Source organism: Acinetobacter sp. PK01 (genome assembly GCF_022819285.1).
Lineage (GTDB): Bacteria > Pseudomonadota > Gammaproteobacteria > Pseudomonadales > Moraxellaceae > Acinetobacter > Acinetobacter tandoii.
In genome coordinates this window covers 3368982-3392936 of sequence record NZ_CP094643.1, presented here as the reverse complement: position 1 = coordinate 3392936, position 23955 = coordinate 3368982, and the positions used below count along the sequence as shown (strand labels likewise).

At 42.9% G+C, this 23955-nt stretch carries 36 protein-coding genes and 1 pseudogene; 7 read left to right on the top strand and 30 right to left on the bottom strand.

What is annotated here, in order from left to right; genetic code table 11:
• Positions 1-11: 11 nt before the first annotated feature.
• The 28 genes and pseudogenes from rpoA to MP622_RS15930 all read right to left on the bottom strand — a co-directional run bounded on the left by rpoA (position 12) and on the right by MP622_RS15930 (position 14172).
• Complete coding sequence (gene rpoA, locus MP622_RS16065) at positions 12-1019, bottom strand: DNA-directed RNA polymerase subunit alpha (RefSeq protein ID WP_016168586.1); 1008 nt, start codon at positions 1017-1019, stop codon at positions 12-14.
• A 17-nt stretch (positions 1020-1036) separates the two neighbouring features.
• Positions 1037-1660, bottom strand: a complete 624-nt coding sequence (gene rpsD, locus MP622_RS16060) for a 30S ribosomal protein S4 (protein WP_016168587.1) — start codon at positions 1658-1660, stop codon at positions 1037-1039.
• A gap of 12 nt (positions 1661-1672) precedes the next feature.
• Positions 1673-2059: a 30S ribosomal protein S11 gene (gene rpsK / locus MP622_RS16055; protein ID WP_004281491.1), complete on the bottom strand. Its 387-nt coding sequence runs from the start codon at positions 2057-2059 to the stop codon at positions 1673-1675.
• A 19-nt stretch (positions 2060-2078) separates the two neighbouring features.
• Entirely contained in the window at positions 2079-2435 is a 357-nt protein-coding gene (gene rpsM / locus MP622_RS16050) for a 30S ribosomal protein S13 (protein ID WP_016168588.1), read from the bottom strand.
• Positions 2436-2542: 107 nt separating this feature from the next.
• Positions 2543-2659 carry a 50S ribosomal protein L36 gene (gene rpmJ, locus MP622_RS16045; protein ID WP_000867907.1) on the bottom strand — a complete coding sequence of 39 codons (117 nt, stop codon included), beginning with the start codon at positions 2657-2659 and terminating at the stop codon, positions 2543-2545.
• A 20-nt stretch (positions 2660-2679) separates the two neighbouring features.
• Positions 2680-3999 (bottom strand): preprotein translocase subunit SecY, encoded by a 1320-nt coding sequence (gene secY / locus MP622_RS16040; RefSeq protein WP_171284999.1) that lies wholly within the window; start codon positions 3997-3999, stop codon positions 2680-2682.
• A 45-nt stretch (positions 4000-4044) separates the two neighbouring features.
• Positions 4045-4485: a 50S ribosomal protein L15 gene (gene rplO, locus MP622_RS16035; protein ID WP_016168590.1), complete on the bottom strand. Its 441-nt coding sequence runs from the start codon at positions 4483-4485 to the stop codon at positions 4045-4047.
• A 3-nt stretch (positions 4486-4488) separates the two neighbouring features.
• On the bottom strand, positions 4489-4665 hold the full coding sequence (gene rpmD / locus MP622_RS16030) for a 50S ribosomal protein L30 (protein ID WP_000849088.1): 177 nt from the start codon (positions 4663-4665) through the stop codon (positions 4489-4491).
• Positions 4666-4671: 6 nt separating this feature from the next.
• Positions 4672-5169, bottom strand: a complete 498-nt coding sequence (gene rpsE, locus MP622_RS16025; RefSeq protein WP_004657688.1) for a 30S ribosomal protein S5 — start codon at positions 5167-5169, stop codon at positions 4672-4674.
• Between the two features lie 2 nt (positions 5170-5171).
• Complete coding sequence (gene rplR / locus MP622_RS16020) at positions 5172-5522, bottom strand: 50S ribosomal protein L18 (protein WP_016168591.1); 351 nt, start codon at positions 5520-5522, stop codon at positions 5172-5174.
• 14 nt (positions 5523-5536) lie between these two features.
• Positions 5537-6070, bottom strand: a complete 534-nt coding sequence (rplF, locus tag MP622_RS16015; protein ID WP_016168592.1) for a 50S ribosomal protein L6 — start codon at positions 6068-6070, stop codon at positions 5537-5539.
• A gap of 13 nt (positions 6071-6083) precedes the next feature.
• On the bottom strand, positions 6084-6479 hold the full coding sequence (rpsH, locus tag MP622_RS16010) for a 30S ribosomal protein S8 (RefSeq protein ID WP_016168593.1): 396 nt from the start codon (positions 6477-6479) through the stop codon (positions 6084-6086).
• A gap of 13 nt (positions 6480-6492) precedes the next feature.
• Entirely contained in the window at positions 6493-6798 is a 306-nt protein-coding gene (gene rpsN, locus MP622_RS16005; RefSeq protein WP_004754234.1) for a 30S ribosomal protein S14, read from the bottom strand.
• Between the two features lie 9 nt (positions 6799-6807).
• Positions 6808-7344: a 50S ribosomal protein L5 gene (rplE, locus tag MP622_RS16000; RefSeq protein ID WP_016168594.1), complete on the bottom strand. Its 537-nt coding sequence runs from the start codon at positions 7342-7344 to the stop codon at positions 6808-6810.
• Positions 7345-7359: 15 nt separating this feature from the next.
• Positions 7360-7677 (bottom strand): 50S ribosomal protein L24, encoded by a 318-nt coding sequence (rplX, locus tag MP622_RS15995; RefSeq protein ID WP_044739623.1) that lies wholly within the window; start codon positions 7675-7677, stop codon positions 7360-7362.
• Between the two features lie 9 nt (positions 7678-7686).
• The gene (rplN, locus tag MP622_RS15990; protein ID WP_001982634.1) at positions 7687-8055 is read right to left on the bottom strand and encodes a 50S ribosomal protein L14; all 369 of its coding nucleotides are present in this window, start codon (positions 8053-8055) and stop codon (positions 7687-7689) included.
• Between the two features lie 89 nt (positions 8056-8144).
• Entirely contained in the window at positions 8145-8402 is a 258-nt protein-coding gene (gene rpsQ / locus MP622_RS15985; RefSeq protein WP_016168596.1) for a 30S ribosomal protein S17, read from the bottom strand.
• Positions 8399-8596, bottom strand: a complete 198-nt coding sequence (rpmC, locus tag MP622_RS15980) for a 50S ribosomal protein L29 (protein WP_004650482.1) — start codon at positions 8594-8596, stop codon at positions 8399-8401. The genes rpsQ and rpmC overlap by 4 nt, the downstream gene beginning before the upstream one ends.
• Positions 8596-9009, bottom strand: coding sequence for a 50S ribosomal protein L16 (rplP, locus tag MP622_RS15975; RefSeq protein ID WP_016168597.1), 414 nt, complete (start codon positions 9007-9009; stop codon positions 8596-8598). The genes rpmC and rplP overlap by 1 nt, the downstream gene beginning before the upstream one ends.
• A pseudogene (gene rpsC, locus MP622_RS15970) lies at positions 8949-9768 on the bottom strand (30S ribosomal protein S3). The gene rplP and the pseudogene rpsC overlap by 61 nt, the downstream one beginning before the upstream one ends.
• A gap of 1 nt (position 9769) precedes the next feature.
• Positions 9770-10099 carry a 50S ribosomal protein L22 gene (gene rplV / locus MP622_RS15965; RefSeq protein ID WP_001982638.1) on the bottom strand — a complete coding sequence of 110 codons (330 nt, stop codon included), beginning with the start codon at positions 10097-10099 and terminating at the stop codon, positions 9770-9772.
• 11 nt (positions 10100-10110) lie between these two features.
• The gene (gene rpsS, locus MP622_RS15960) at positions 10111-10386 is read right to left on the bottom strand and encodes a 30S ribosomal protein S19 (protein WP_004641066.1); all 276 of its coding nucleotides are present in this window, start codon (positions 10384-10386) and stop codon (positions 10111-10113) included.
• Positions 10387-10399: 13 nt separating this feature from the next.
• Positions 10400-11224 (bottom strand): 50S ribosomal protein L2, encoded by an 825-nt coding sequence (rplB, locus tag MP622_RS15955; protein ID WP_016168599.1) that lies wholly within the window; start codon positions 11222-11224, stop codon positions 10400-10402.
• 11 nt (positions 11225-11235) lie between these two features.
• Positions 11236-11556, bottom strand: coding sequence for a 50S ribosomal protein L23 (rplW, locus tag MP622_RS15950; RefSeq protein WP_016168600.1), 321 nt, complete (start codon positions 11554-11556; stop codon positions 11236-11238).
• The gene (gene rplD, locus MP622_RS15945) at positions 11553-12155 is read right to left on the bottom strand and encodes a 50S ribosomal protein L4 (RefSeq protein WP_016168601.1); all 603 of its coding nucleotides are present in this window, start codon (positions 12153-12155) and stop codon (positions 11553-11555) included. The genes rplW and rplD overlap by 4 nt, the downstream gene beginning before the upstream one ends.
• An 11-nt stretch (positions 12156-12166) precedes the next feature.
• Positions 12167-12805, bottom strand: coding sequence for a 50S ribosomal protein L3 (gene rplC / locus MP622_RS15940; RefSeq protein WP_016168602.1), 639 nt, complete (start codon positions 12803-12805; stop codon positions 12167-12169).
• Positions 12806-12863: 58 nt separating this feature from the next.
• The gene (gene rpsJ, locus MP622_RS15935) at positions 12864-13175 is read right to left on the bottom strand and encodes a 30S ribosomal protein S10 (RefSeq protein WP_000070912.1); all 312 of its coding nucleotides are present in this window, start codon (positions 13173-13175) and stop codon (positions 12864-12866) included.
• A gap of 262 nt (positions 13176-13437) precedes the next feature.
• On the bottom strand, positions 13438-14172 hold the full coding sequence (locus MP622_RS15930) for a type 1 glutamine amidotransferase (RefSeq protein ID WP_243791790.1): 735 nt from the start codon (positions 14170-14172) through the stop codon (positions 13438-13440).
• Positions 14173-14330: 158 nt separating this feature from the next.
• On the opposite strand from MP622_RS15930, the gene MP622_RS15925 reads away from it, so the two are divergent.
• The 7 genes from MP622_RS15925 to MP622_RS15895 all read left to right on the top strand — a co-directional run bounded on the left by MP622_RS15925 (position 14331) and on the right by MP622_RS15895 (position 21591).
• Positions 14331-15518: a PLP-dependent transferase gene (locus MP622_RS15925; RefSeq protein WP_243791788.1), complete on the top strand. Its 1188-nt coding sequence runs from the start codon at positions 14331-14333 to the stop codon at positions 15516-15518.
• 19 nt (positions 15519-15537) lie between these two features.
• Positions 15538-17121: a helicase HerA-like domain-containing protein gene (locus MP622_RS15920; RefSeq protein ID WP_243791787.1), complete on the top strand. Its 1584-nt coding sequence runs from the start codon at positions 15538-15540 to the stop codon at positions 17119-17121.
• A 204-nt stretch (positions 17122-17325) separates the two neighbouring features.
• On the top strand, positions 17326-18534 hold the full coding sequence (gene hmpA / locus MP622_RS15915) for an NO-inducible flavohemoprotein (protein ID WP_243791785.1): 1209 nt from the start codon (positions 17326-17328) through the stop codon (positions 18532-18534).
• Between the two features lie 84 nt (positions 18535-18618).
• Complete coding sequence (locus tag MP622_RS15910; RefSeq protein WP_044739628.1) at positions 18619-19065, top strand: Rrf2 family transcriptional regulator; 447 nt, start codon at positions 18619-18621, stop codon at positions 19063-19065.
• Between the two features lie 87 nt (positions 19066-19152).
• A complete protein-coding gene (gene yihA / locus MP622_RS15905) occupies positions 19153-20010 on the top strand; it encodes a ribosome biogenesis GTP-binding protein YihA/YsxC (protein WP_243791783.1) in 858 nt (285 codons plus the stop codon).
• Positions 20011-20133: 123 nt separating this feature from the next.
• Positions 20134-21078, top strand: coding sequence for a metal-dependent hydrolase (locus tag MP622_RS15900; RefSeq protein ID WP_243791781.1), 945 nt, complete (start codon positions 20134-20136; stop codon positions 21076-21078).
• 99 nt (positions 21079-21177) lie between these two features.
• On the top strand, positions 21178-21591 hold the full coding sequence (locus tag MP622_RS15895; protein WP_243791780.1) for a VOC family protein: 414 nt from the start codon (positions 21178-21180) through the stop codon (positions 21589-21591).
• Positions 21592-21593: 2 nt separating this feature from the next.
• Here the strand turns inward: MP622_RS15895 and MP622_RS15890 are convergent, their stop codons facing one another.
• Positions 21594-22838: a dicarboxylate/amino acid:cation symporter gene (locus tag MP622_RS15890; protein ID WP_151504467.1), complete on the bottom strand. Its 1245-nt coding sequence runs from the start codon at positions 22836-22838 to the stop codon at positions 21594-21596.
• A 194-nt stretch (positions 22839-23032) separates the two neighbouring features.
• The gene (locus MP622_RS15885) at positions 23033-23905 is read right to left on the bottom strand and encodes an acyl-CoA thioesterase II (protein WP_044739632.1); all 873 of its coding nucleotides are present in this window, start codon (positions 23903-23905) and stop codon (positions 23033-23035) included.
• Positions 23906-23955 lie beyond the last annotated feature (50 nt).

Below are 23955 nucleotides of genomic sequence, written 5' to 3'. Positions count from 1 at the left end.
GTCCTACTTAATTAACGGCTACGATAGGCGAAACGATCGTCCATACGGAGACTAGCTGGTGGCCAGTTCTCTAAACGCATGCCGAGCTGTAAGCCTTTAGAAGCCAGAACATCTTTGATCTCAGTAAGCGATTTTTTACCAAGGTTAGGAGTTTTAAGTAACTCAACCTCAGTGCGCTGTACAAGATCACCAATGTAGTAAATATTTTCTGCTTTTAAACAATTCGCAGAACGAACAGTAAGCTCTAGATCATCTACTGGACGAAGCAAAATTGGATCAACTTCTTCACGAGGTTCTTGAGCAACAGGAGCTTGATCTTTCTGAAGGTCAACAAAAATTGCAATTTGTTGTTGCAAAATTGTCGCCGCTTTGCGGATTGCTTCTTCAGGATCAACTGTACCGTTGGTCTCAAGATCAATGATCAGTTTATCAAGGTCAGTACGTTGTTCTACACGCGCATTTTCTACGATGTAAGACACACGTTTGATTGGGCTATAAGAAGCATCTAACTGTAAACGACCCACTGGGCGAGTTTCGCCTTCTGGGAAACGTGAATCAGAAGTTTCATAACCACGGCCTTGAGCAACTTTAAGGCGCATTTTTAATGAACCAGTTGCACTTAATGTACCGATCAAGTGTTCAGGGTTAACCACTTCAACATTATGAGGTAAACGAAGGTCAGCAGCAGTAACATCGCCAGGACCTTGTTTCTCTAATGTCAAATAAGCTTCATTTTGATCGAACAGCTTAATAGACAATCCTTTTAGGTTCAGCAAGAGCTCGACGATGTCCTGCTGCAAGCCTTCCAAAGTACTGTACTCGTGCTCAACACCCTCAATTTCAACTTCAACCACAGCTGCGCCAGGTAAAGAAGAAAGAAGGATGCGACGTAAAGCATTACCAAGAGTATGACCAAAGCCACGCTCTAAGGGTTCTAGAATAACTTTTGCCGAGGTCCCGCTAACCGCTTCGACCTTGATCGCTTGCGGAGTTAGAAACTCATTTGCAGTACGCGTCATTATTGCTACCTCAAGGATTATTTAGAATACAATTCTACAATCAAGCTTTCGTTGATTTCAGCAGGTAAATCAGAACGATCTGGTGCAGCTTTAAATGTACCTTCCAACTTAGAATGGTCAATTTCCATCCAAGAAGGAATACCACGTTGAGCAGCTAATTCAACTGCGTTTTTAATACGCAATTGTTGCTTAGCGCCTTCGTGAACTGCAATCACGTCACCAGCTTTAACTTGGATAGACGCAATGTTAACACGACGACCATTTAAAGTGATAGAACGGTGAGATACAAGCTGACGAGCTTCTGCACGTGTAGAACCAAAACCCATGCGATAAACAACGTTATCTAGACGGCTTTCAAGCAATTTCAACAAGTTTTCACCTGTTGCGCCTTTAACACGAGCAGCTTCTTTATAGTAGTTACTAAATTGACGCTCTAAAACACCGTACATACGACGTACTTTTTGTTTTTCACGTAATTGTAGTGAATACTCAGATTGTTTTGCACGGCTTTGACCATGTTGGCCAGGAGCTTTAGCATGTTTTTTAGTCTTAACGTCAAATGGTTTAACGCCAGATTTTAATTGCAGGTCTGTCCCTTCGCGGCGAGAGAGTTTGCATTTTGGACCAATATAACGAGCCATGAATGTTTCTCCTTACACGCGACGTTTTTTAGGTGGACGGCAACCGTTGTGCGGAATTGGAGTCACATCGGTAATGCTGTTAATTTTATAACCCACTGCACCTAATGCACGAACCGCAGACTCACGACCAGGACCAGGACCTTTTACAAGGACGTCCAAGTTTTTCAAACCGTAATCTAAAGCAGCTTTACCAGCAACTTCAGCAGCTACCTGAGCAGCGAACGGAGTTGATTTACGTGATCCACGGAAGCCTTGTCCACCTGAAGTAGCCCAAGCCAATGCATTACCTTGACGATCAGTGATCGTTACAATGGTGTTATTAAAAGAAGCGTGAATGTGTGCGACACCTTCAGAGACGGTACGAGTGACCTTCTTGCGTGCGCGAGTATCTTTAGCCATCTTTTAGCTTCCAGAAATCTTATTTCTTAATAGGTTTGCGCGGACCTTTACGGGTACGTGCGTTAGTTTTGGTGCGTTGTCCGCGGACAGGCAAGCTGCGACGATGACGAAGACCGCGGTAGCAGCCTAAATCCATTAAACGTTTAATGTTCATGGAAATTTCGCGACGTAAATCACCTTCGGTTGGAACCTTGGTAACTTCTGCACGAATCGCATCAAGCTGAGCATCATCTAATTCACGAATCTTTGTTGTTGGAGCGATACCAACAGCAGCCAAGATGTTCTTAGCAGTGTGGCGACCAATACCAAAGATATAAGTGAGAGAGATAACAGCATGCTTGTTATCCGGAATGTTTACACCGGCAATACGAGCCATTCAATTTTCTCCAAAAAGGCAGTAGAGATAATCAACCGCCCCACAAAAATCTTGAGGGGCGGATAATAACCTAATTAGCCTACTGAAATCAACAGGTCTTGATCAGATTAACCTTGACGCTGCTTATGACGAGGTTCTGCGCTGCAAATTACGCGAATAACCCCATTACGACGGATAACTTTACAGCTACCACAAATTTTCTTTACAGAAGCTTGTACTTTCATGATGAAACCTCTAAGTGCGCTTATCCCTTCGGATGAGCAGTCGTTTTTCTCATTAACGTTTGATTATCGTATTGATGAGATGTGAGATGTGCTTGCAGTTGCGCCATGAAATCCATAACAACAACAACAACAATTAGCAAAGATGTACCACCCAGATAGAATGGAATACCAAAAGAACTTTGCAAAATCATTGGCATTAAACACACGATCGCAATATAAATCGCACCAATAAACGTCAAACGATTGAGAATATGATCTAAATAACGAGCAGTTTGCTCACCTGGGCGAATACCAGGCACATAAGCTCCGCTGCGTTTTAAGTTTTCTGATACTTCTTTAGGACTAAATACTAGCGCCGTATAAAAATAACAGAAAAAGATAATTAACGCACCAAAGAGCACCAAATACAACGGCTGTCCAGGCGACAATAAAAGAGCCAAATCTTGAAGACTGCGTTTGATTATACCTGCACTCGGATCTGAGCTACCTACCCACTGTCCTAAACTCGCTGGAAACAAAAGCAAAGAACTGGCAAAGATTGCTGGGATTACACCTGCCATATTAATTTTTAATGGCAAATGCGTTTGTTGTGCAGTAAATACACGACGACCTTGTTGTTTTTGAGCATAATTTACTGGAATACGACGCTGCGCTTTCTCAATAAACACAATTGCTGCTAATACACCGAGAGACAATAAGCCAAAAATAACCAAGCCAATCAGACTAGTTTGACCATTATCTACTGATGAAATAGATTGCATAATTAAATTAGGCAATCCAGCAACAATACCAGCGAAAATGATCATGGAAATACCATTACCCACTCCGCGTTCGGTAATTTGTTCACCCAACCACATTAAGAACATAGTACCTGCAACCAGTGAGGTTACAGCAGGAACATAGAAGGCTAAACCAGCTGAAAGGGTAATCCCTTGACTGATCAAACCTGCGCACATCCCAGTTGCCTGCACCAAAGCTAAAAGCAACGTACCTTGACGTGTATATTGGTTAATCTTACGCTTCCCTTGCTCTCCCTCTTTTTTCAAAGCTTCGAGTGATGGAATCACAGTCGACATTAACTGCACAATAATTGATGCAGAAATATACGGCATAATCCCCAAGGCAAGAATTGACATTCTTTCTAAGGCACCACCTGAAAACATATTAAACAAACCAAGGATTGTGCCCTGGTTTGCATTAAAAAGGTTTTCAAGTGCAGCATTATTAATGCCCGGTACTGGAATATGCGCTCCTAGTCGAAAAACCAACAATGCACCGAAGAGAAATGTCATTCGGCGAATAATTTCACGATATTTCACGTAAAATGGTTGCCCTTTCATCATGTGAACATGACCTGAAGAACTAGGAGACATAGACACTCGCGATTACTCCTCGACTTTGCCGCCAGCAGCTTCAACAGCAGCTTTAGCGCCTTTAGTCAATGCAACACCTTGTACAGTGAATGCACGAGTAATTTCACCAGAAAGTACGATACGAGCACGAAGCATATCTTTACGTACAACATTCGCCGCTTTTAAAGTTTCAAGTGAAACAATATCACCTTCAACTTTAGCAAGCTCTGATAAACGTACTTCAGCAGTTTTTAAAGCGATTTGGCTAGTGAAACCGAATTTAGGTAAACGACGATATAACGCAGTTTGACCGCCTTCAAAGCCTGGACGAGTACCACCACTTTTACGTGAGTTTTGACCTTTGATACCACGACCACCAGTCTTACCTACGCCAGAGCCAATACCACGGCCTAGACGAAGATTATCACGCTTCGCACCTTCTGCAGGTGCAAGTTCATTTAAACGCAGAGTCATGGCTTATTCCTCTACACTAACCATATAGTAGACTTTGTTGATCATACCGCGGTTAGAAGGCGTATCTTGCACTTCTACAGTATGACCAATACGACGCAGACCTAAACCTTGTAAACAAAGCTTGTGATTTTTCAAGCGATGAGAAGAAGATTTAGTCTGGGTAACTTTAATCGTTTTCATGATTGATTACCCTTGAATTTGTTCTACAGAAAGACCGCGTTTAGCAGCTACTTTCTCTGGAGAAGTCATATCACGCAAACCTTTGAAAGTTGCATTTACAACGTTCGCAGCATTTGTAGAACCGTAACATTTAGCAAGTACGTTATGTACGCCTGCAGCTTCAAGAACAGCACGCATAGCGCCACCAGCGATTACGCCAGTACCTTCAGAAGCAGGTTGCATATACACACGGCTTGCACCATGACGTGCATTCACAGGGTGTTGTAAAGTAGTACCAGCAAGGTCTACAGTAATCATGTTACGACGCGCAGCTTCAAGTGCTTTAGAAATAGCAGCTGGAACTTCACGCGCTTTACCACGACCAAAACCTACACGACCGTTACCATCACCCACAACAGTTAATGCTGTGAAAGAGAAGATACGACCACCCTTAACAACTTTGGCTACACGATCAACGGCAACCAGCTTTTCAACAAGACCTTCGTTTTGTTCAACTTTAGCCATGATTAGAACTCCAAGCCGTTTTCACGAGCAGCATCAGCCAAGGCTTTGATACGACCATGATATTTAAAACCAGAACGGTCAAAGGCAACTTTAGTAATACCAGCTGCTTTAGCACGTTCTGCGATTAAAGCACCTACTTTAGTCGCTGCTTCAATATTACCAGTTGCACCAGCACGTAAAGTAGCATCTAAAGTTGAAGCTTGCGCTAAAACTTTGCCACCATCTGCTGAGATAACTTGAGCATAGATGTGACGCGGAGTGCGGTTTACACACAAACGAGTCGCACCCAATGCACGAATGTGCAAGCGTGTGCTTTTCGCACGACGCAAACGGGATTGTTTCTTTTCGTTCATAAGAACCTCGCGCCTTATTTCTTCTTAGCTTCTTTACGAAGTACAACTTCGTCAGAATAACGAACACCTTTACCTTTATAAGGCTCTGGCGGACGGTAACCACGGATATCCGCAGCAACTTGACCTAAACGTGCTTTATCAGCAGATTTAAGGATAATTTCAGTTGCTGTAGGAGTTTCAGCAGTTACACCTTCAGGAAGCGTATAGTCGATCGGGTGAGAGAAACCAAGGTTAAGGTTAACAACGTTACCTTTAACCGCAGCTTTATAACCAACACCGATAAGTTGTAACTTACGTTCGAAGCCTTCGCTAACACCTTTTACAAGGTTGTTAAGAACAGCGCGAGCAGTACCAGCTTGCATCCAAGCGTCTTTCGACTCAGCTTTTGGAGCAACAGCTACAATACCGTCTTCCTGTTTAAGCTCGACCAGCGCATGCAGGTTGAAAGACAATGTACCTTTACTGCCTTTCACTTCGACCTGCCGGCCGTTCTGAGTAACTGTAACACCGTTAGGTACAGTTACTGGGGCTTTAGCCACACGAGACATGAGGAATCACCTATTAAGAAACAAAAGCAATAACTTCACCACCAACGCCTGCAGCACGTGCAGCGCGATCAGTCATGATGCCTTTGCTTGTAGAAACAATTGCAATACCTAAACCTTGCTTAACGCTCGGAAGTGCATCTTTACCGCGATATTGGCGAAGACCTGGACGGCTTACGCGCTTCACAGTTTCGATAACTGGCTTGCCTTCGAAATATTTTAAAGTGATGGTCAAAGTAGCTTTGCCTTCAACTTCAGCAACTTCTACGTTTGAAACATAACCTTCTTGTTGAAGTACGTTAGCAATTGCAACCTTCAACTTAGAATTAGGCATAGAAACTGCTTGTTTCTTAGCCATTTGTGCGTTACGAACACGAGTTAACATGTCGGCAACGGTATCTTGCATACTCATTTATAGTCGCTCCTTACCAGCTTGCCTTAACTACGCCCGGTACATCACCTTGCATTACTGTGTCACGTAATTTGTTACGGCTTAAACCGAACTTACGGAAGTAACCATGAGGACGACCAGTTAAACCACAACGGTTACGAAGACGCACTGGAGACGCATTACGTGGTAATGCTTGTAACTTCATCATCGCTTCGAAACGCTCTTCGTCGCTTGCATTTACATTTGCAATCGTAGCTTTTAATTCAGCACGTTTTGCAGCAAATTTAGCAACTGTCTTTTCGCGTTTCAATTCGCGATTAATCATACCTTTCTTAGCCATATCGACCTCTTATTTGAACGGGAAGCCGAATGCACGCATAAGCGCACGGCCTTCGTCATCGGTGCGAGCAGTCGTAGTAACAGTAATATCCATACCACGAATACGATCAATCTTATCGAAATCGATTTCAGGGAAAACGATTTGCTCTTTAAGACCCATAGAGTAGTTACCACGACCATCAAATGATTTCGAAGAGAAACCACGGAAGTCACGGATACGAGGGATCGCAATAGAGATCAAACGGTCTAAGAATTCGTACATGCGTTCGCCGCGTAAAGTAACTTTACAACCGATCGGCCAACCATCACGGATTTTGAAACCAGCGATTGATTTACGAGCTAATGTAAGCACTGGTTTTTGACCAGCAATTGCTTGCATATCAGCAAGAGCACCATCAAGGAGTTTTTTGTCAGCAGCTGCTGCACCAACACCCATATTGATCGTGATTTTAGTGATGCGTGGAATATCCATCACATTTTTAACGCCTAAAGTCTCTTGTAATTGAGCTTTAAGTTCGTCATTGTAACGCGTTTTAAGTCTGGCCATTGCCTTCTCAACCTATTACTTCGCTACCGCCACTGATTCACCATTTGACTTGTAAACGCGAGTTTTCACGCCTTCAATCACTTGGTAACCAACACGGTCAGCCTTTTGGGTTGTAGCATTAAAAATTGCCACATTAGAGATATGAAGCGAAGCTTCTTGTGTAACGATAGCGCCTTCAGCACCTGTTGCACGGTTCGGCTTTTGATGCTTCTTAACCAAGTTAAGGCCTTCAACCATAACACGGTCATTAGAAACAGACAGAACAGTACCCTGTTTGCCTTTTTCCTTACCTGCGATCACAATTACTTGATCGCCTTTTTTAATCTTAGCCATGATTGCCTCTTATAGAACTTCAGGAGCCAATGAAATGATTTTCATGAACTGTTCAGTACGAAGTTCACGAGTCACTGGTCCGAAAATACGAGTTGCAATCGGCGCTTTGTTGTTGTTCAAAATAACAGCTGCGTTATCGTCGAAACGAATCACAGAACCATCTGGACGACGGATACCGAATTTTGTACGAACTACAACAGCATTCATCACGTCACCTTTTTTAACACGTGCGCGCGGAATAGCTTCTTTTACAGTAACTTTAATAATATCGCCAACTGAAGCATAACGACGATGCGAACCACCAAGTACTTTAATACATTGTACGCGGCGGGCACCACTGTTGTCTGCTACGTCGAGCATAGTTTCGGTTTGAATCATTGCCCTACTCCAAAACCGTGCATCACCGGTCGCAATTTCGAAAGGCTCAAAGAGTACTCGAAATTGACCGATGATGCAAGAACGTTTAATTACTCAGCAGCAGCTTCAACAACTTCAACTAATGTCCAAGACTTAGTTTTAGAAATTGGGCGGCTTTCTTTGATTGTCACAACGTCGCCTAATTTAGCTGTGTTGTTCTCATCATGAGCATGTAATTTAGTTGAACGGCGGATTGATTTGCCATACAACGGGTGTTGAACACGACGTTCGATAAGTACAACAATAGACTTGTCCATTTTGTCACTTACGACTTTGCCGGTTAACGTGCGGACTGTTTTTTCACTCATTGTCCGTTCCCCTGTTTTTCGGTAAGGAGGGTCTTAATACGAGCAATAGTTTTACGAGTAAGTGCAACTTCGTGCGATTTACCCAATTGACCAGTTGCTTTAGCCATACGAAGACGGAATTGGTTAAGCTGTTGCTCATCAAGCAAAGCTGTCAACTCTTCTACCGACTTTTCACGTAGATCTTTAGTTTTCATTACATTACCGTCCGAGTCACGATAGTGGTTTTAAACGGAAGCTTAGCAGCAGCAAGCGTAAATGCTTCACGTGCCAATTCTTCGTTCACACCTTCCATTTCGTACAGGATCTTACCTGGTTTGATTTCACAAACCCAGTACTCCACATTACCTTTACCGTTACCCATACGAACTTCTAATGGCTTTTCAGTAATTGGTTTGTCTGGGAATACACGAATAAAGATCTTACCACCACGCTTAACACGACGGCTAATGGTACGACGCGCAGCTTCAATTTGACGTGAAGTCATACGACCACGTTCAGTTGCTTTAAGCGCGATTGAACCAAATGATACTGTACTACCACGGTGCGCTAGACCAGTGTTACGGCCTTTTTGCACTTTACGGAATTTGGTACGTTTAGGTAGCAACATGGATTATTCTCCCTTGTCAGCAGCACGGTCATTACGACGTCCACGACGTTGCTCTTGACCTTCACCACGACCACGACCGCGTTTAGCTGGACGCTCTTCAGCTGGAGCTGGGTTCATGACTTGTTTCATGCCACCCAAGATCTCGCCACGGAAGATCCAAACTTTAACACCAATCGTACCGTAAGTCGTTTCAGCACGCATAGTTGAGTAGTCGATGTCCGCACGAAGCGTATGTAAAGGTACACGACCTTCACGATACCATTCTGTACGAGCGATCTCTGCACCACCTAAACGGCCAGAAACTTCAACTTTGATACCTTTAGCACCAGCACGCATAGTGTTTTGAACCGCACGCTTCATAGCACGACGGAACATAACACGCTTTTCTAATTGAGAAGCAATTGCTTCAGCAACTAAACGAGCGTCTAAGTCTGGGCGATCGATTTCGTTGATGCTTACTTGCGCTGGAACACCCATAATGCTGGTAAGTTCGCGCTGTAATTTTTCAATGTCTTCGCCTTTTTTACCGATAACGATACCAGGACGAGCAGTGCTAATAGTTACTTTAGCAGCGCCTGTTGGACGTTCGATAAGAATATTGCTGATCATTGCATTCTTAAGTTTTTTAGTTAAAAACTCACGAACTTGCAAATCTTTAAGCAAGTATTCAGCGTATTGTTTCGGATTCGCATACCAGTTAGCGTTATGACGTTTCACAACACCTAGGCGGATACCGATTGGATGAACCTTCTGACCCATATCAAACCCCTACCTTAACGGTGATGTGACAAGTACGCTTAGTAATACGATCTGCACGGCCTTTAGCACGTGGCATAATACGTTTAAGGCTCATGCCTTCATCAACGTAAATCGTAGAAACTTTAAGGTCGTCTACATCTAAACTGTTATTGTGTTCAGCATTCGCAATTGCAGATTCCAATGCTTTTTTAACTAAAACTGCAGCTTTTTTGTTGCTGAAGTTTAAGATATTAAGCGCGTGAGCAACTGATTTGCCACGGATAAGATCTGCAACCAAACGAGCTTTCTGTGCCGAGATAGCGGCACCGCGTAATTTAGCAGTTACTTCCATCATAGCACCTATTAACGTTTAGACTTCTTGTCAACACCGTGACCACGATAGGTACGAGTTGGCGCGAATTCACCTAGTTTGTGACCAACCATGTGTTCAGTAACAATTACTGGAACGTGGTTACGGCCATTATGTACAGAGATTGTTAAACCAACAAAATCCGGGAGGATCATCGAACGACGTGACCAAGTCTTGATCGGCTTACGGTTGTTAGCAGCAATAGCAGCTTCAACTTTAGCGAACAAGTGCGCATCGACGAATGGACCTTTTTTCAATGAACGAGGCATTAATCAGATTCCTTTACTTGACGCGACGATCGCGAATAATCATCTTAGTCGTACGCTTGTTGGTACGTGTCTTGTACCCTTTAGCTTTTTGACCCCATGGGCTTACAGGTTGAATACCTTTGTTACGCCCTTCACCACCACCGTGTGGGTGGTCAACTGGGTTCATCGCCATACCACGAACGGTAGGACGAACACCACGCCAGCGTGCTGCACCAGCTTTACCTAGTGAACGAAGGTTGTTTTCTTGGTTAGAAACTTCACCCAACACAGCGCGACATTCAACATGAACTTTACGCATTTCACCAGAACGAAGACGGATGATTGCATAAGAACCGTCACGACCCAACAACTGAACAGAAGCACCAGCAGAACGAGCTAATTGCGCGCCTTTACCGATTTTAAGTTCGATGTTGTGAAGTGTAGAACCGATAGGCATATTGCGAAGTGGCAAGCAGTTACCTGGACGAATTGGAGCATCGTTACCAGATTGTACTTTATCGCCAGCACGCAAACCTTTAGGTGCGATGATATAACGACGCTCACCGTCAGCATACTTCAACAAAGCGATGTGTGCAGTACGGTTAGGATCGTATTCGATACGTTCAACTACAGCAGGAATACCATCTTTGTTACGTTTAAAGTCAACAAGACGGTAGTGCTGCTTGTGACCGCCACCAACGTGACGAGTCGTGATGTGACCGTTGTTGTTACGACCACCAGTACGTTTTTTAGCTTCAACCAACGGAGCATACGGAGCGCCTTTGTGAAGATGGTCGTGAACGACTTTCTCTACAAAGCGACGTCCAGGAGACGTTGGCTTACATTTTTGAATCGGCATAATTTTCGTCCTTATTCCGCTGCGCTTTCAGCGGTATCGCCCAAGTCAGCCATTTCTACATCTTGGCCAGCTTTCAGGGTGACGTATGCTTTTTTAACATCAGAACGACGTCCTAATGTTTTACCAAAGCGCTTAGACTTACCTTTAGTGATCGTTGTGTTAACTTTAACAACTTGAACACCAAAGAGTTGTTCAACTGCTTTTTTGATTTCAAGTTTGTTTGCATCAAGTGCAACCTTGAAAACTTGAACACCAGCAGTCTCACCTAAAACTTGTGCTTTTTCTGAGAATACAGGTCCTTTTAGGACTTGATAGATACGTTCGTTGTTCATCCGAGTTCTACCTCAATTTTCTTAGCAGCAGCAACAGACATAACAACTTTATCGAACGCGATCAAGCTAACAGGATCGATTGCAGTAGCATCAACCACATCAACGTGTGGAATGTTGCGCGCTGCTAGATATAGATTCTCATCTACAGCATCAGTAACGATCAATGCGCGAGTAGCATTCAAGTCGTTAAGTTTCGCAAGCAATTCTTTAGTTTTAGGAGCTGCAACAGCAATCTCTTCAACTAGTACAAGACGATCTTGGCGAACAAGTTCAGCTAAGATACATTGCATTGCACCGCGGTACATTTTGCGGTTTACTTTTTGAGACCAATCTTGTGGACGAGCAGCAAAAGTTTTACCACCACCAACCCAGATTGGGCTACGAATAGAACCAGCACGCGCGCGGCCAGTACCTTTTTGACGGAATGGCTTTTTACCACCGCCAGATACGTCAGCACGTGATTTCTGAGCTTTCGAACCTTGACGACCACCAGCTAAGTAAGCTGTAACAACTTGGTGTACAAGAGCCTCGTTAAATTCACGACCGAAAGCAACTTCAGATAATTCAACAGCAGAGCCGGAAACAGTTTTTAAATTCACGTTATTTCCCCTCAGGCCTTGATCGTAGGACGAACGGTAACGTCGCCACCAGTAGCACCAGGAACCGCGCCTTTAACAACTAGAACTGAACGTTCTGTGTCGATAGCAACGATCTCAAGACCCTGAGTAGTTACGCGTTCAGCACCTAAATGGCCAGCCATTTTTTTGCCTTTGAATACGCGACCAGGAGTCTGGTTTTGACCAGTAGAACCTAAAACACGGTGAGAAACTGAGTTACCGTGAGTAGCATCTTGGGTACGGAAGTTCCAACGCTTAACACCACCTTGGAAACCTTTACCTTTAGACGTACCAGTAACGTCAACGATTTGACCAACTGTGAACAAGTCAACAGTTAGAACACCACCAACTTCACGACCTTCAAGATCAGCTTCTGTAGCGCGGAATTCTTGAACTAGACGACCAGCAGCAACACCCGCTTTAGCGAAGTGACCTTTCTGAGCGTTAGTTACGCGAGATTCGCGACGTTCACCAGTAGTGATTTGAATCGCTTGATAACCATCAGTTTCAAGCGTTTTGATTTGTGTGATGCGGTTAGGATCAACCTCAATCACTGTTACAGGCACAGAAACACCAGCATCTGTAAAGATACGGGTCATACCGCACTTGCGACCGACTAAACCAATAGCCATGTGCATAACCTCTAAAAAAGCGGCCTAATTAACTAAAAACGTTAATTAACCGAAAGCCTTAACCCAAAGCGATCTGAACATCAACACCAGCAGCAAGATCTAACTTCATCAATGCATCAACAGTTTTATCTGTAGGTTGAACGATGTCGATCAAACGCTTGTAAGTGCGGATCTCGTATTGGTCACGAGCATCTTTGTTTACGTGCGGTGATGTTAAAACGTTAAAACGTTCGATGCGTGTTGGCATCGGGATTGGACCACAAACTTGTGCGCCAGTACGTTTTGCTGTTTCTACGATCTCTTGAGCAGATTGATCAATTAAACGGTGATCAAAAGACTTAAGACGGATACGAATTCTCTGGTTAGACATACCAGTTAACTCCAAGCCAAATATATAAAGAATCACCCTTGACGCATCTCACCTATTGGTAAGTGTCAAAGGCAGTGAAAATCACTAAGGTCATGATCGATGCCATGACTGTCACGATGCTAACTACTTTCTTCGCAGTTAACCCCCTTCCTTTGAAGGGTGAGTCATTATATCGATTGTTTAACGCTTAAGCAAATCCATTTTGTCTTTTTTGGTCTTTTTTTCAAATTTTGATGATTTTCATTTGTTTACTATTTAATCATCATGCTGTTTTTTGTAAGACATATTCAATAGCTTGATTGAGCAATTGATTTCCTTGTAAAAAGTGTGCTTTTGAAGAGTGTTTTAATTCACGTTCAGTTTGTACAAAGGCCCCAGAAAAATGAGCCAGCTCTTCGTCATTTTCCAAAAATAAACTTAGGGTTTCAGGCGTGATTTCGGGATGAAACTGAAAACCAAGAACATTTTTACCAATTTGGTACATTTGATTACGACACACATCATTTTCCGCCAAATGAATGGCGCCTTTAGGAATCTCAAAAGTCTCACTGTGCCACTGCATGACATTAAAATGCTCAGGTAACTCAAAGCAATCTTGTGGTACATGTTTTACTTTTCGTACCGTAGTCCACCCCAACTCTTGCGCACCATTTTTACTGACTGCTGCGCCCAGAGCATTCGCAATCAATTGCCCACCCAAACATAGCCCAATAGCAGGTTTACCCAATGCCAAATAACGTCTTAGCCAACGCTTTTCGATTTTTAACCATGGATAATTAACCTCATCATTCACACTCATAGCTCCCCCCATGATAATGAGAAGATCCACATCTTCAATTTGTGGTAAGGCCTCAATCTCTAGAGGTAAATCCACAGGCAAGGCAAAGAATTCTGTGGCCGTAATTTGTGCCTGATGTGCTTTTAAAAACTCATAACAACTACCGAACCCTTCACCAGCAATATGCTGAAAATAATGTACTTTTAAATGCGACTTCATGCGCTGTAACCTATTGTTGTAGCTTTGCTTAGATTTAGCAAAATTGAAGCCAACTTTTGATTTGGTTGCTTGTTTTTACAGTTCTTCCCAATTCGGTAGCGAAAATTAACTTATTCTCTTAATCTAGATGACATCTTACGCTTTAGATGAGTCACATCTTGAACAAGAAATTTCAAACTGCGCTAATTCATGCACCAAGAAAAGCACCTCAGTATATTTCCAGCGTTCAACCTCCCCTGTTTCGTGCATCTACCATTATTTTTGAAAATACTGATGCACTATTTAATCGCCACTGGACTGACCCGTATGACTACAGTTATGGCACACATGGTACACCCACCACGTTTACCTTAGCCGATCAGATCGCTCAAATCGAGGGTGGCGAATACTGCTTATTGGCACCTAGTGGACTATCCGCAATTAATTTGGTCAATTCTGCATTACTGGCACAAGGAGATGAAGTCTGGGTACCCGATAATGTCTATGGTCCAAATATGGAACATCTGCGTAATTTGGAAAAACGCTATGGGATTCTGGTTCGAGTTTATAACCCTATAGATGTAACCAGTTTCACCCCCTCTGAACATGCCAAACTCCTTTGGCTCGAAGCTACAGGATCAGTCACCTTAGAATTTCCTGATTTGGTTGGCTTAGTTCAAAAAGCACAAGCTCAACAGATTTTGACCGTACTGGATAATACTTGGGGTGCAGGTTTAGCATTTAATCCTTTCGATTTTTCTGATGAACATTTGGCTGTAGATATTAGTGTGCATGCCTTAACCAAGTATCCAAGTGGTGGTGGTGATATTTTAATGGGCTCAGTCGTGACGCGTGATCTGCAATTGCATCACAAATTGTTCCGTATGCATGCCATACAAGGGATCGCGGTGTCTGGCGATGATACTGCTCAGATTCAGCGCAGTTTGGCACACATGTCCATCCGTTATGATCAACAAGCTCAATCTGCCTTGAAGTTGCTCGCATGGTTAAAACAGCAACCACAATTTAGTCAGGTGTTACATCCTAGTGATCCAGATGCCGCAGGACATACTCACTGGAAACAAGTCTGCACAACAGGAAAAAGTGCAGGCTTGGTGAGTGTAATTTTTAAACCCGAATATGACTTAAAAGCAGTGCGTAAATTTTGTGATCATCTTAATTTATTTAAACTCGGTTTTAGCTGGGGTGGTCCAATCAGCTTGGTTATGTTGTATGAACTCAACCATATGCGCTCACTAAAAAATACACATTTACAACAAGGTTTATTGGTCCGCTTTTGCATAGGACTAGAAGATGCTGAGGATTTAGTCCAAGATATTCAAAACGCATTAAAACAGCTCGAATAAATTCTAAAATAGGTGAAAAATGAGTACACCAATCGTTATTGCAAAAAAAACTACTGATACCACACAAGCTATTGTTTTACATTCTCAATTTGCCAATCGACACGGCTTGATTGCAGGCGCAACAGGTACTGGTAAAACCGTGACCTTAAAAGTCTTGGCAGAAAGTTTTTCACGCATTGGTGTGCCCGTTTTCCTTGCAGATGCCAAAGGTGATGTCTCAAGCCTTGCACAAGCAGGTAGTAGCAATCCAAAATTTGACGAACGCATCAAAAGCCTAGGAATTGATTCTATTCCTTTTGCTGCCTCACCTGTGATGTTCTGGGATTTATTTGGCGAACAAGGACATCCTATACGCAGTACGGTTTCTGAAATTGGGCCACTTTTACTGGCACAAATGCTGAATTTAAATGACACGCAAGAAGGTGTTTTATCGGCAGTTTTTCGGATTGCCGATGATCAGGGGTTACTGCTCATTGACTTTAAAGATTTAAAAGCAATGCTTAGTTATGTCAGCGAGCATGCCGCGGAATTCAAAGCCGAATACGGTAATCTATCACCTGCCAGCCTAGGTGCCATTCAACGTAACTTACTGGCGCTTGCTGATCAGGGTGGAGATCAGTTTTTTGGTGAACCTAGTTTAAATATTCTTGATTTTATTCAAACTGATGCTGATGGCCGAGGTTACATCAATCTGCTTGCAGCGGATAAATTGATGAACACCCCTAAACTGTATGCCACCTTTCTACTCTGGATGCTCTCTGAATTATTCGAGCAATTGCCTGAAGTCGGTGATATGGACAAACCGAAACTGGTATTTTTTTTCGATGAAGCCCATTTACTTTTTGATAATGCCAGTGCTGCACTGCAAGAAAAAATTGAACAAGTGGTGCGCTTAATTCGATCCAAAGGTGTCGGAATTTATTTTGTCACTCAAAATCCGCTGGATTTACCTGAAACCGTACTTGGGCAATTAGGAAATCGGGTACAACATGCTTTACGCGCATTCACACCTAAAGATCAAAAAGCGGTTAAAACTGCTGCTGCAACATTCCGTGCCAATCCTGAATTTAATGTTGAACAAGCTATTACCGAATTGGGCGTAGGCGAAGCCTTAATTAGCTGTCTAGATGAACAAGGTATACCGCAAGTTGTCGAGCGTGCATGGGTGATGCCTCCCTACTCATCTTTTAGCCCCATTAGCCCAGAACAACGTCAAGCATTAATTTCACAGAGTATCGTTGCTGGCGTTTATGAACAAAGTGTAGACCGAGATAGTGCTTACGAACGTTTACAGCAAAAAGTTGTTGAACGCCAACAGCAAGCTATACAAGTTGAACAAGAAAAACAACTCGCCAAAGAACAAGAAGTCCTTGCGAAACAACAGGCCAAAGAAGCTGAAGCACTGGCGAAACAGCAAGCGCGTGAACAAGAGCGCATTGCAAAAGAACAACAGAAAGAAGCCGAACGTGAAGCCAAACAGCGAGAGAAGTTAATCCAAGACACGGTCGGTACTTTTGCAAAAAGTGCCGCACGCAGTTTAGGTGGCTCGACTGGACAAAAAATTATGCGTGGTTTATTAGGCTCTTTGTTTGGTGGGAAATAGCATTCCCATCACCTTGGGGCGTAATCTGCACATAAAAAACTTAGGTAAATCATACAATTCTTATTGCCAAATTTTCAGCATAAACCCATAAAATTTTTATTCCATAAAATAAATATGGTTTTATATTAAAAATAGATTGCAATTAAAATATTAAATATGTATTTTAAATACATCTTATAAATAACAGCCAAGTGAGATCACCTCATGACTCCACAGCAAATTGAACTTGTCAAAGCCACCGTTCCTGTACTTCGTGAAAATGGCGTTGCATTAACCGGCTATTTTTATAACCGTATGCTAGGTAATAACCCTGAATTGAAAGAAACTTTTAATATGGGACACCAACGTAGTGGTGCACAGGCACAAGCACTTGCAGGTGCTGTTTTGGCTTATGCAGAAAATATTGAAGACCCATCTGTTCTTCTGCCTGTGGTTGAATTAATCGCACACAAACATGTCAGCCTGAATATTCAAGCCCCTGACTATAATATTGTGGGTGAAAACCTTCTGCACTCAATCAGTGAAGTCCTTAATATCTCAATGGAAGACCCATTAATTGATGCGTGGGCAGCGGCTTATGGTCAGCTAGCTGATTTGTTTATTCGCACTGAAAAAGCAATTTATGATCTGCACCAACAAACAAAAGGCAGTTGGTTAGGCTGGCGTAATTTTAAAATTGCAAAAAAAGTGGTTGAAAGTAATGAAATCACTTCTTTCTATCTTGCTCCCGTTGATGGTGATGCATTGCCAACCTATCAAGCAGGTCAATATATTTCAGTTCGCGTCTTTGTCGAAGAATTAGGTTTAAAACAACCTCGTCAATACACGTTATCGACTAGCCCACAAGCTGACTATTTACGTATTTCGGTAAAACGTGAAGATGAAAAAGGTGATTTAGCTGGCGGATGGGTTTCTAATACGCTTCACGGCTTAGACGAAGGTGCTGAAATTGAAGTTTCTGCACCAACAGGTAACTTCTACCTAATTGATAGCAGCAAACGTAATGTCTTTATCAGTGGTGGTGTTGGATTAACCCCAATGATTGCCATGCTTAATCAATTGGTTACACTGGATATGCCACAACCTGTGAGTTTTATTCATGCTTGTCGTAGCAGCGAAGTACATGCCATGAAACAACATATTCATGCACAGAAATCGAAGTTCCCTCGCCTCAGTACATTTACAGCTTATGAGTTTCCACATGCAACTGATGTCTTAGGTGAAGATTATGATGTCGCTGGACGCCTAGACCTCGGCACAATGGATGCAGCTCTTCTACCTGTCAATGCAGATTACTATCTTTGTGGTCCAATGCCATTTATGGCTGAACAGCATAAAGCACTGGTTGCTCGTGGCATTAAACCTGAACAAATTCATAGTGAAGCATTTGGTACAGGCGGGGTTCGTATTTAAACCCACCCTCGCATACATACCTTATAAGGCTAGTCTATGATAGACTAGCCTTATCTTTTCATCTCAAAAAAGATGAGCACAATCATGCAGCTAAATAAATTTACCGATTATGCCCTGCGCATTCTAATGTATATTTCGCGACCAAGAGAAAGTGCATATACCATTGCTGAAATTGCGACTGACCTGCAAGTGTCTCAAAACCACTTGGTCAAAGTCGTTCACTTTATGGGCAAACAAAACTGGTTGATTACCACACGTGGTAAAGGTGGTGGTATTCGATTACACCCAGATGCTGTACATCTAAAAGTCGGTGAGGCAGTTAGGACTTTACAAGGTGAAAATCAGATTGTTGAATGCAACAATCCCCCTTGCGTACTCAGAAGCCAGTGCGGTCTAAAAGGTATTTTAGATCAAGCGCTTGAACAGTTTTATCAGTATTTAAATCAATACACTTTAGGCGAAGTGCTTGCTCGTTCGAATATTAACAATACTAAAACCATTAAAAATGGTATTGAGCTACTTAACCTATAACATTTTCAAGCGCTAAGAGGAAAATTCGCGTGCGTGGGCGACTTCCTTTATACTAGGCACTTGAAAACCAGTGAATGAAGTTGAGTTATGCACCACAGCAGAGGAAAATCAAAAAACAGTAAAACCGCGCAGGCGCCTAAGCAAAAGATCAGCTATGAAAAAAAGCTTGATCCTGCGATTACTGAATATGCTGTACGTGCACTCAACTGGCTGCGTAAAGCCGCTTTTTTAATGAGTGCACCCAAGCTCAGTATCTGTGTAGAAGATACTGGTTATGAAATTGCTTTTGCTGGACGCTCCAATGCGGGTAAATCTAGTGCAATTAATGCATTGACCAATCAAAAGCAATTGGCACGCGCCTCAAAAAAACCTGGTCGTACCCAAATGATCAACTTCTTTAGTCTAGGCAATCCCGATCAGCGTCTGGTCGATTTACCGGGCTATGGTTATGCAGCCGTACCTGAAGCCATGAAAATCGTGTGGCAGAAAGAGCTTGAAAATTATCTGATTCATCGCAAAAGTTTACAGGGCTTAGTATTGTTGATGGATATCCGCCATCCCCTACAACATTTCGATGTGATGATGTTGGAATGGGCATACTCACGTAAACTATTTGTGCATGTGCTGTTGACCAAATCAGATAAGATGAACCGTGGCCCTGCCAACAAAGTACTCTTAGATGTCAAACAACAATTGAAGAAAATGAAACTCGATTTCTCGATTCAATTGTTCTCCTCACTCAACAAACAAGGTTTAGAAGAACTTGCCAGTGTCATGGGTGGGCGTCTGAATTTCACCCTTGAACAAGCTGCCGAGTTTGACCTCGCGCTCATACCTGAAGCAGAAGCCGATACACTCGAAGATACTTTGGATGATGAGAGCGAAGCTTTTGAGCTAGAAGAACTTGAAACCGAAGCATCGGAGCAAGCACCGAAACCAGATTAAGTACTGTTAAACCAGATCAACTCATCATGAATTGACATTGAAATGTCCCGCATTGCTAAACACATTGTGGGACTTTTTTTTCATACTGTTTCGAATGCATCAAAAAATGCTAGAGACCGTAGTATGAAACTGTTACAACGCCTGAAAAAAACAAAAATTGGCTCTTCAATTCAATATCGTATTCAACCGCGCAAAGTGAAATTTGAATGGCACAATACACCCGTCGACTGGGTGCCAGAACAACCATTTGTCAGCTATTTTATTAATGAAATTAATATGATTTTACCTGCTGGCGAGTTCTGGTTTTGCCGTCTGTACAATAAAGTTCTACCGCAAATTCAAGATGAAAAACTCAAACAGGATGTGCAAGCCTTTATTCGTCAAGAAGCCATGCACGCGCAGGCGCATAACTCTGCCAACAAAGAATATTTACGCGAGCGACATATCGACATTCAACGTAATCTAGATGTTATGGATTTCCTATTTGGCAAATTATTGGCGGATCAACCTTTAGGTTTGAATGCTCCAAAACCCTTACAACATCAATGGGATTTATTCCGTCTCGGTATTATCGCCACTGTTGAGCATATGACTTGCGTCTTGGGCAAATATGCACTCTACAATACAGAGTGGCAAAAAAGTGGTGCAGATCCTGCCATGCTCGACTTAGTGAAATGGCATGGTGCAGAAGAAATTGAGCATCGGACTGTCGCATTTGATTTATATCGCCATTTGGGCGGAGGCTATCTGGCACGTTATTACCTCAGTGTTGTGGTCATTGCTGCAGTACTGGGCTTGTGGGTGGATGGTACGGCTCATATCATGCAACAAGACCCTCGTTTTAAATCAATCCGCCCTGCTATCTACAAACCATGGATTTGGCGTGAATGGTATGCTATTTCTCAACGTAACAATGGTTTATTACCAAATCCACTCTGGCTTATCTCGCAACAATTGGGCTATCTGATGCCATGGTACGACCCTGTACATGAAGCCAAAACTGAAGATGCGATTGCTTATCTCAATCAATCCCCTGCTGCACTTCGCGCGATGCTTAAGGTCGCATAAATCAATTACCCATATGTCGGAACACTACAAAAAGCAGGCTGAATTTGCCTGCTTTTTTGCTCATGCTGAAAGTCACTTTCCGATTGAGTACTCCCCCTTATGCATCCTCATCTCAGTGTACTGACCCTTGCAGTTCGTGACCTCCAAGCAGCGCTGGATTTTTACTGCCAAGGACTGGGCTTTAAAAGTGACGGCATTATTGGACAAGAATACGAAAATGGCGCCGTTGCCTTTATTGAACTGCAATCAGGTTTAAAACTGGCTCTTTGGCCGCAACAGAGTTTAAGTCAGGATTCTGGCTTGGCTTTAACGCCTTTCTGTCCGACTGGATTTTCGCTAGGACACAATGTCGGCTCAGCAACCGAAGTCGATGCCATTATGGCACTCGCCGAAAAAGCGGGTGCAACCATCACCAAAACTGCACAAGCCACTTTTTACGGTGGCTATGCCGGCTATTTTCAAGACCTAGATGGACATCTTTGGGAAATTGTCTGGAATCCCTGTTGGGAATAAAGCTAGCTGTTTGGTTCCGTCACAGTTTCACGAGTATGACGATCAACCACCACACTAATCATCATGTCTCCCTGAACATTGACCACGGTTCGGACCGTATCCAACAAACGGTCGATCGGCAGTAAAATCGCAATGGCTTCCGCAGGTAAACCCACCGATTGCAACACCATAATCATGGTGACCATGCCTGCACTTGGAATACCAGGGGCACCTAATGATGCAATCATGGCGGTCAAACACACAATCAGTTGTTGACCTAGACTTAAATCCAAACCAATCAGATTGGCGACAAACAACGCCGCCGCTGCCTCGTACAAAGCGGTACCATCCATGTTTAACTGCGTTCCCAAGGGAATTACAAAACCCGCAGTTGCAGGACTGACTTTCAGATTCTCTTGTGCACATTTCATGGATAATGGCATGGTAGCTGAACTGGAACTGGTGGCAAATGCCGTGATCAATGCGGCTCGTGTGCCTTTAAAAAAGGTCACAGGGTCCATCTTGCCAAAAATCCATAACAGCAACGGTAACACCACTGCTCCGTGGAAAATGGTGGTGCCTGTGACCACCACAGCAAATTCGGCTAAACGACTGAGTACAGAAAGGTCTTCTGTGGCAATCAACTTGGCTAACAGGGCAAAAATCCCCAATGGTGCAAGTTTCATTACCCAACGAATCATCAGCATCATAATTTCAAAAAATTGTGCTGCGAGCTGACGTACCGCTTTAAAACGCTCACCACCATGTACCAATGCCACACCAATAAACAGTGCAAATACCACCACAGCCAAGACATTGCCTTCTGCAAAGGCTTTAAATGGATTAATTAACGTATTCTGAATAAAATTGGTAAAGAAAGATGTTGGCGTTAAGGTATCAGGCGTTTGATATTGATTCATGTCATTCTGGAATAAAGTGATATCTACTCCCTTACCCACATCGAATAAATGTGCACAGCCGATGCCTAGAATTAATGCCAATGTGGTTGTCGTGACGCAGCAGGCAACCGTGATCTTCCAGACTTTTCCAAGTTGCCCACCTGCTTGTAAATTGGACACCCCAACCACAATCGAGCTAAAAATCAGAGGAATTAATAGCATTTTAAGTAAGCCAATGAAAATGCTACTGATAATGCCCAAGCCATATAAACTGCTGGTAAAAAAACTACTCTGTGGAAAGACACTGAGTAGAAAACCAAAAGCAATCCCCAGAATGGCAGCAATCAAGATTTGGGTATTTAAGCTCATATCTGCTGTAATTTTATCTTTTAAAGTCACATCACTATGGCATATCTTGTGTGTAAAAATCGAATTTTTCTTATCCAAAAAATAAAGCCGTCTAACTCACCCCTTATGTAATCGATCACTTGCATGGAGCGTACGTATTGCAAAAATATCAAAAAAAAGCCTCATCTACATGAGGCTTTTCTAACATTTAAATCTTATTGGGTTTCAATTTCTCTGAGCCGAATCAAGCCTTCTTGAGTCGTACTACAGACCAACTCGCCATTTTGCCACATACGTCCAAAATTTAGTCCCCGCGAGTTGGCACTTACCGTTGCATCCATGTCATACAACATCCAGTCATCCACACGGAAAGGTTTATGGAAATACATAGCGTGGTCAATACTGGCACATTGCAAACTTGGTGATAACCAACTCAAACCATGTGGACGTAATGCCGTGGTCATTAAAGTAAAGTCTGAATAAAATGCAGCAATCGCTTGATGTAATGAAACTTCATCAATCTCAGCCGCAATACGGTCATGGGTGCGTATGTAGTGCGCATAAGAAGGTGCCGCTGGTTGTGGCTGATATGGATTCGCTGGGTCGATCGGACGAATCTCCACATGACGATCACGCATAAAACTAGCCCGTACGTTTTCAGGCACAAACTCCACCATCATTTTTTTCAGTTCCGCTTCCGATTTCACCTGCATCGGTGCGGGATAATCAGGCTCCTGAATCTGATAATTCAAGCCTTCTTCTGGCTGAGCAAACGATACCATTGCGGTAAAAATGGTACGTCCATGTTGAATGGCACGCACCTGACGGCTGACAAAACTTTTGCCATCTCTTAAACGATCCACTTCATAAATGATCGGAGCATTGACATCACCACCAAAGAGAAAATAAGCATGTAAAGAATGTGCAGGACGGTCTGCCGTATAAGATGCGGCACGTAAAGCCTGCCCCAAAACTTGACCACCAAAAACACGCTTACCTACCAAATTACGACTTTGACCGCGAAAAATATTCTCTTCGATTTTTTCAAGGCTAAGGAGTTCAACCAATTCTTGAGTTAAGGCATTCATAGCAGACCCGTTTTAAATTTTAGACACACCCATGTTGGTGTTCATTAGAA

Excerpts from the sequence above, each read along its gene's own strand:
- rplW (WP_016168600.1), bottom strand. The coding sequence starts at position 11,556 with ATGAACAACGAACGTATCTATCAAGTCCTAAAAGGACCTGTATTCTCA.
- rpoA (WP_016168586.1), bottom strand. The coding sequence starts at position 1,019 with ATGACGCGTACTGCAAATGAGTTTCTAACTCCGCAAGCGATCAAGGTC.
- rplR (WP_016168591.1), bottom strand. The coding sequence starts at position 5,522 with ATGAACGAAAAGAAACAATCCCGTTTGCGTCGTGCGAAAAGCACACGC.
- rplF (WP_016168592.1), bottom strand. The coding sequence starts at position 6,070 with ATGTCTCGTGTGGCTAAAGCCCCAGTAACTGTACCTAACGGTGTTACA.
- rpmD (WP_000849088.1), bottom strand. The coding sequence starts at position 4,665 with ATGAAAACGATTAAAGTTACCCAGACTAAATCTTCTTCTCATCGCTTG.
- MP622_RS15930 (WP_243791790.1), bottom strand. The coding sequence starts at position 14,172 with ATGAAGTCGCATTTAAAAGTACATTATTTTCAGCATATTGCTGGTGAA.
- secY (WP_171284999.1), bottom strand. The coding sequence starts at position 3,999 with ATGAAAGGGCAACCATTTTACGTGAAATATCGTGAAATTATTCGCCGA.
- rpsJ (WP_000070912.1), bottom strand. The coding sequence starts at position 13,175 with ATGTCTAACCAGAGAATTCGTATCCGTCTTAAGTCTTTTGATCACCGT.
- rplO (WP_016168590.1), bottom strand. The coding sequence starts at position 4,485 with ATGACTCTGCGTTTAAATGAACTTGCACCTGCAGAAGGTGCGAAGCGT.
- rpmC (WP_004650482.1), bottom strand. The coding sequence starts at position 8,596 with ATGAAAACTAAAGATCTACGTGAAAAGTCGGTAGAAGAGTTGACAGCT.
- rpsD (WP_016168587.1), bottom strand. The coding sequence starts at position 1,660 with ATGGCTCGTTATATTGGTCCAAAATGCAAACTCTCTCGCCGCGAAGGG.
- MP622_RS15900 (WP_243791781.1), top strand. The coding sequence starts at position 20,134 with ATGAAACTGTTACAACGCCTGAAAAAAACAAAAATTGGCTCTTCAATT.
- rplN (WP_001982634.1), bottom strand. The coding sequence starts at position 8,055 with ATGATTCAAACCGAAACTATGCTCGACGTAGCAGACAACAGTGGTGCC.
- MP622_RS15920 (WP_243791787.1), top strand. The coding sequence starts at position 15,538 with ATGAGTACACCAATCGTTATTGCAAAAAAAACTACTGATACCACACAA.
- rplV (WP_001982638.1), bottom strand. The coding sequence starts at position 10,099 with ATGGAAGTAACTGCTAAATTACGCGGTGCCGCTATCTCGGCACAGAAA.
- rpsQ (WP_016168596.1), bottom strand. The coding sequence starts at position 8,402 with ATGAGTGAAAAAACAGTCCGCACGTTAACCGGCAAAGTCGTAAGTGAC.
- rpmJ (WP_000867907.1), bottom strand. The coding sequence starts at position 2,659 with ATGAAAGTACAAGCTTCTGTAAAGAAAATTTGTGGTAGCTGTAAAGTT.
- hmpA (WP_243791785.1), top strand. The coding sequence starts at position 17,326 with ATGACTCCACAGCAAATTGAACTTGTCAAAGCCACCGTTCCTGTACTT.
- rplP (WP_016168597.1), bottom strand. The coding sequence starts at position 9,009 with ATGTTGCTACCTAAACGTACCAAATTCCGTAAAGTGCAAAAAGGCCGT.
- rpsM (WP_016168588.1), bottom strand. The coding sequence starts at position 2,435 with ATGGCTCGTATTGCCGGTGTAAACATTCCGGATAACAAGCATGCTGTT.
- MP622_RS15895 (WP_243791780.1), top strand. The coding sequence starts at position 21,178 with ATGCATCCTCATCTCAGTGTACTGACCCTTGCAGTTCGTGACCTCCAA.
- rpsE (WP_004657688.1), bottom strand. The coding sequence starts at position 5,169 with ATGGCTAAAGTTGAACAAAACGAAGGTCTTGTTGAAAAGCTGGTTGCC.
- MP622_RS15890 (WP_151504467.1), bottom strand. The coding sequence starts at position 22,838 with ATGAGCTTAAATACCCAAATCTTGATTGCTGCCATTCTGGGGATTGCT.
- rplC (WP_016168602.1), bottom strand. The coding sequence starts at position 12,805 with ATGGCTATTGGTTTAGTCGGTCGCAAGTGCGGTATGACCCGTATCTTT.
- rplX (WP_044739623.1), bottom strand. The coding sequence starts at position 7,677 with ATGGCTAAGATTAAAAAAGGCGATCAAGTAATTGTGATCGCAGGTAAG.
- MP622_RS15885 (WP_044739632.1), bottom strand. The coding sequence starts at position 23,905 with ATGAATGCCTTAACTCAAGAATTGGTTGAACTCCTTAGCCTTGAAAAA.
- rpsS (WP_004641066.1), bottom strand. The coding sequence starts at position 10,386 with ATGCCTCGTTCATTGAAAAAAGGTCCATTCGTCGATGCGCACTTGTTC.
- MP622_RS15910 (WP_044739628.1), top strand. The coding sequence starts at position 18,619 with ATGCAGCTAAATAAATTTACCGATTATGCCCTGCGCATTCTAATGTAT.
- rpsK (WP_004281491.1), bottom strand. The coding sequence starts at position 2,059 with ATGGCTAAAGATACTCGCGCACGCAAGAAGGTCACTCGTACCGTCTCT.
- rplB (WP_016168599.1), bottom strand. The coding sequence starts at position 11,224 with ATGCCGATTCAAAAATGTAAGCCAACGTCTCCTGGACGTCGCTTTGTA.
- yihA (WP_243791783.1), top strand. The coding sequence starts at position 19,153 with ATGCACCACAGCAGAGGAAAATCAAAAAACAGTAAAACCGCGCAGGCG.
- rpsH (WP_016168593.1), bottom strand. The coding sequence starts at position 6,479 with ATGAGTATGCAAGATACCGTTGCCGACATGTTAACTCGTGTTCGTAAC.
- rpsN (WP_004754234.1), bottom strand. The coding sequence starts at position 6,798 with ATGGCTAAGAAAGGTATGATTAATCGCGAATTGAAACGCGAAAAGACA.
- rplE (WP_016168594.1), bottom strand. The coding sequence starts at position 7,344 with ATGGCCAGACTTAAAACGCGTTACAATGACGAACTTAAAGCTCAATTA.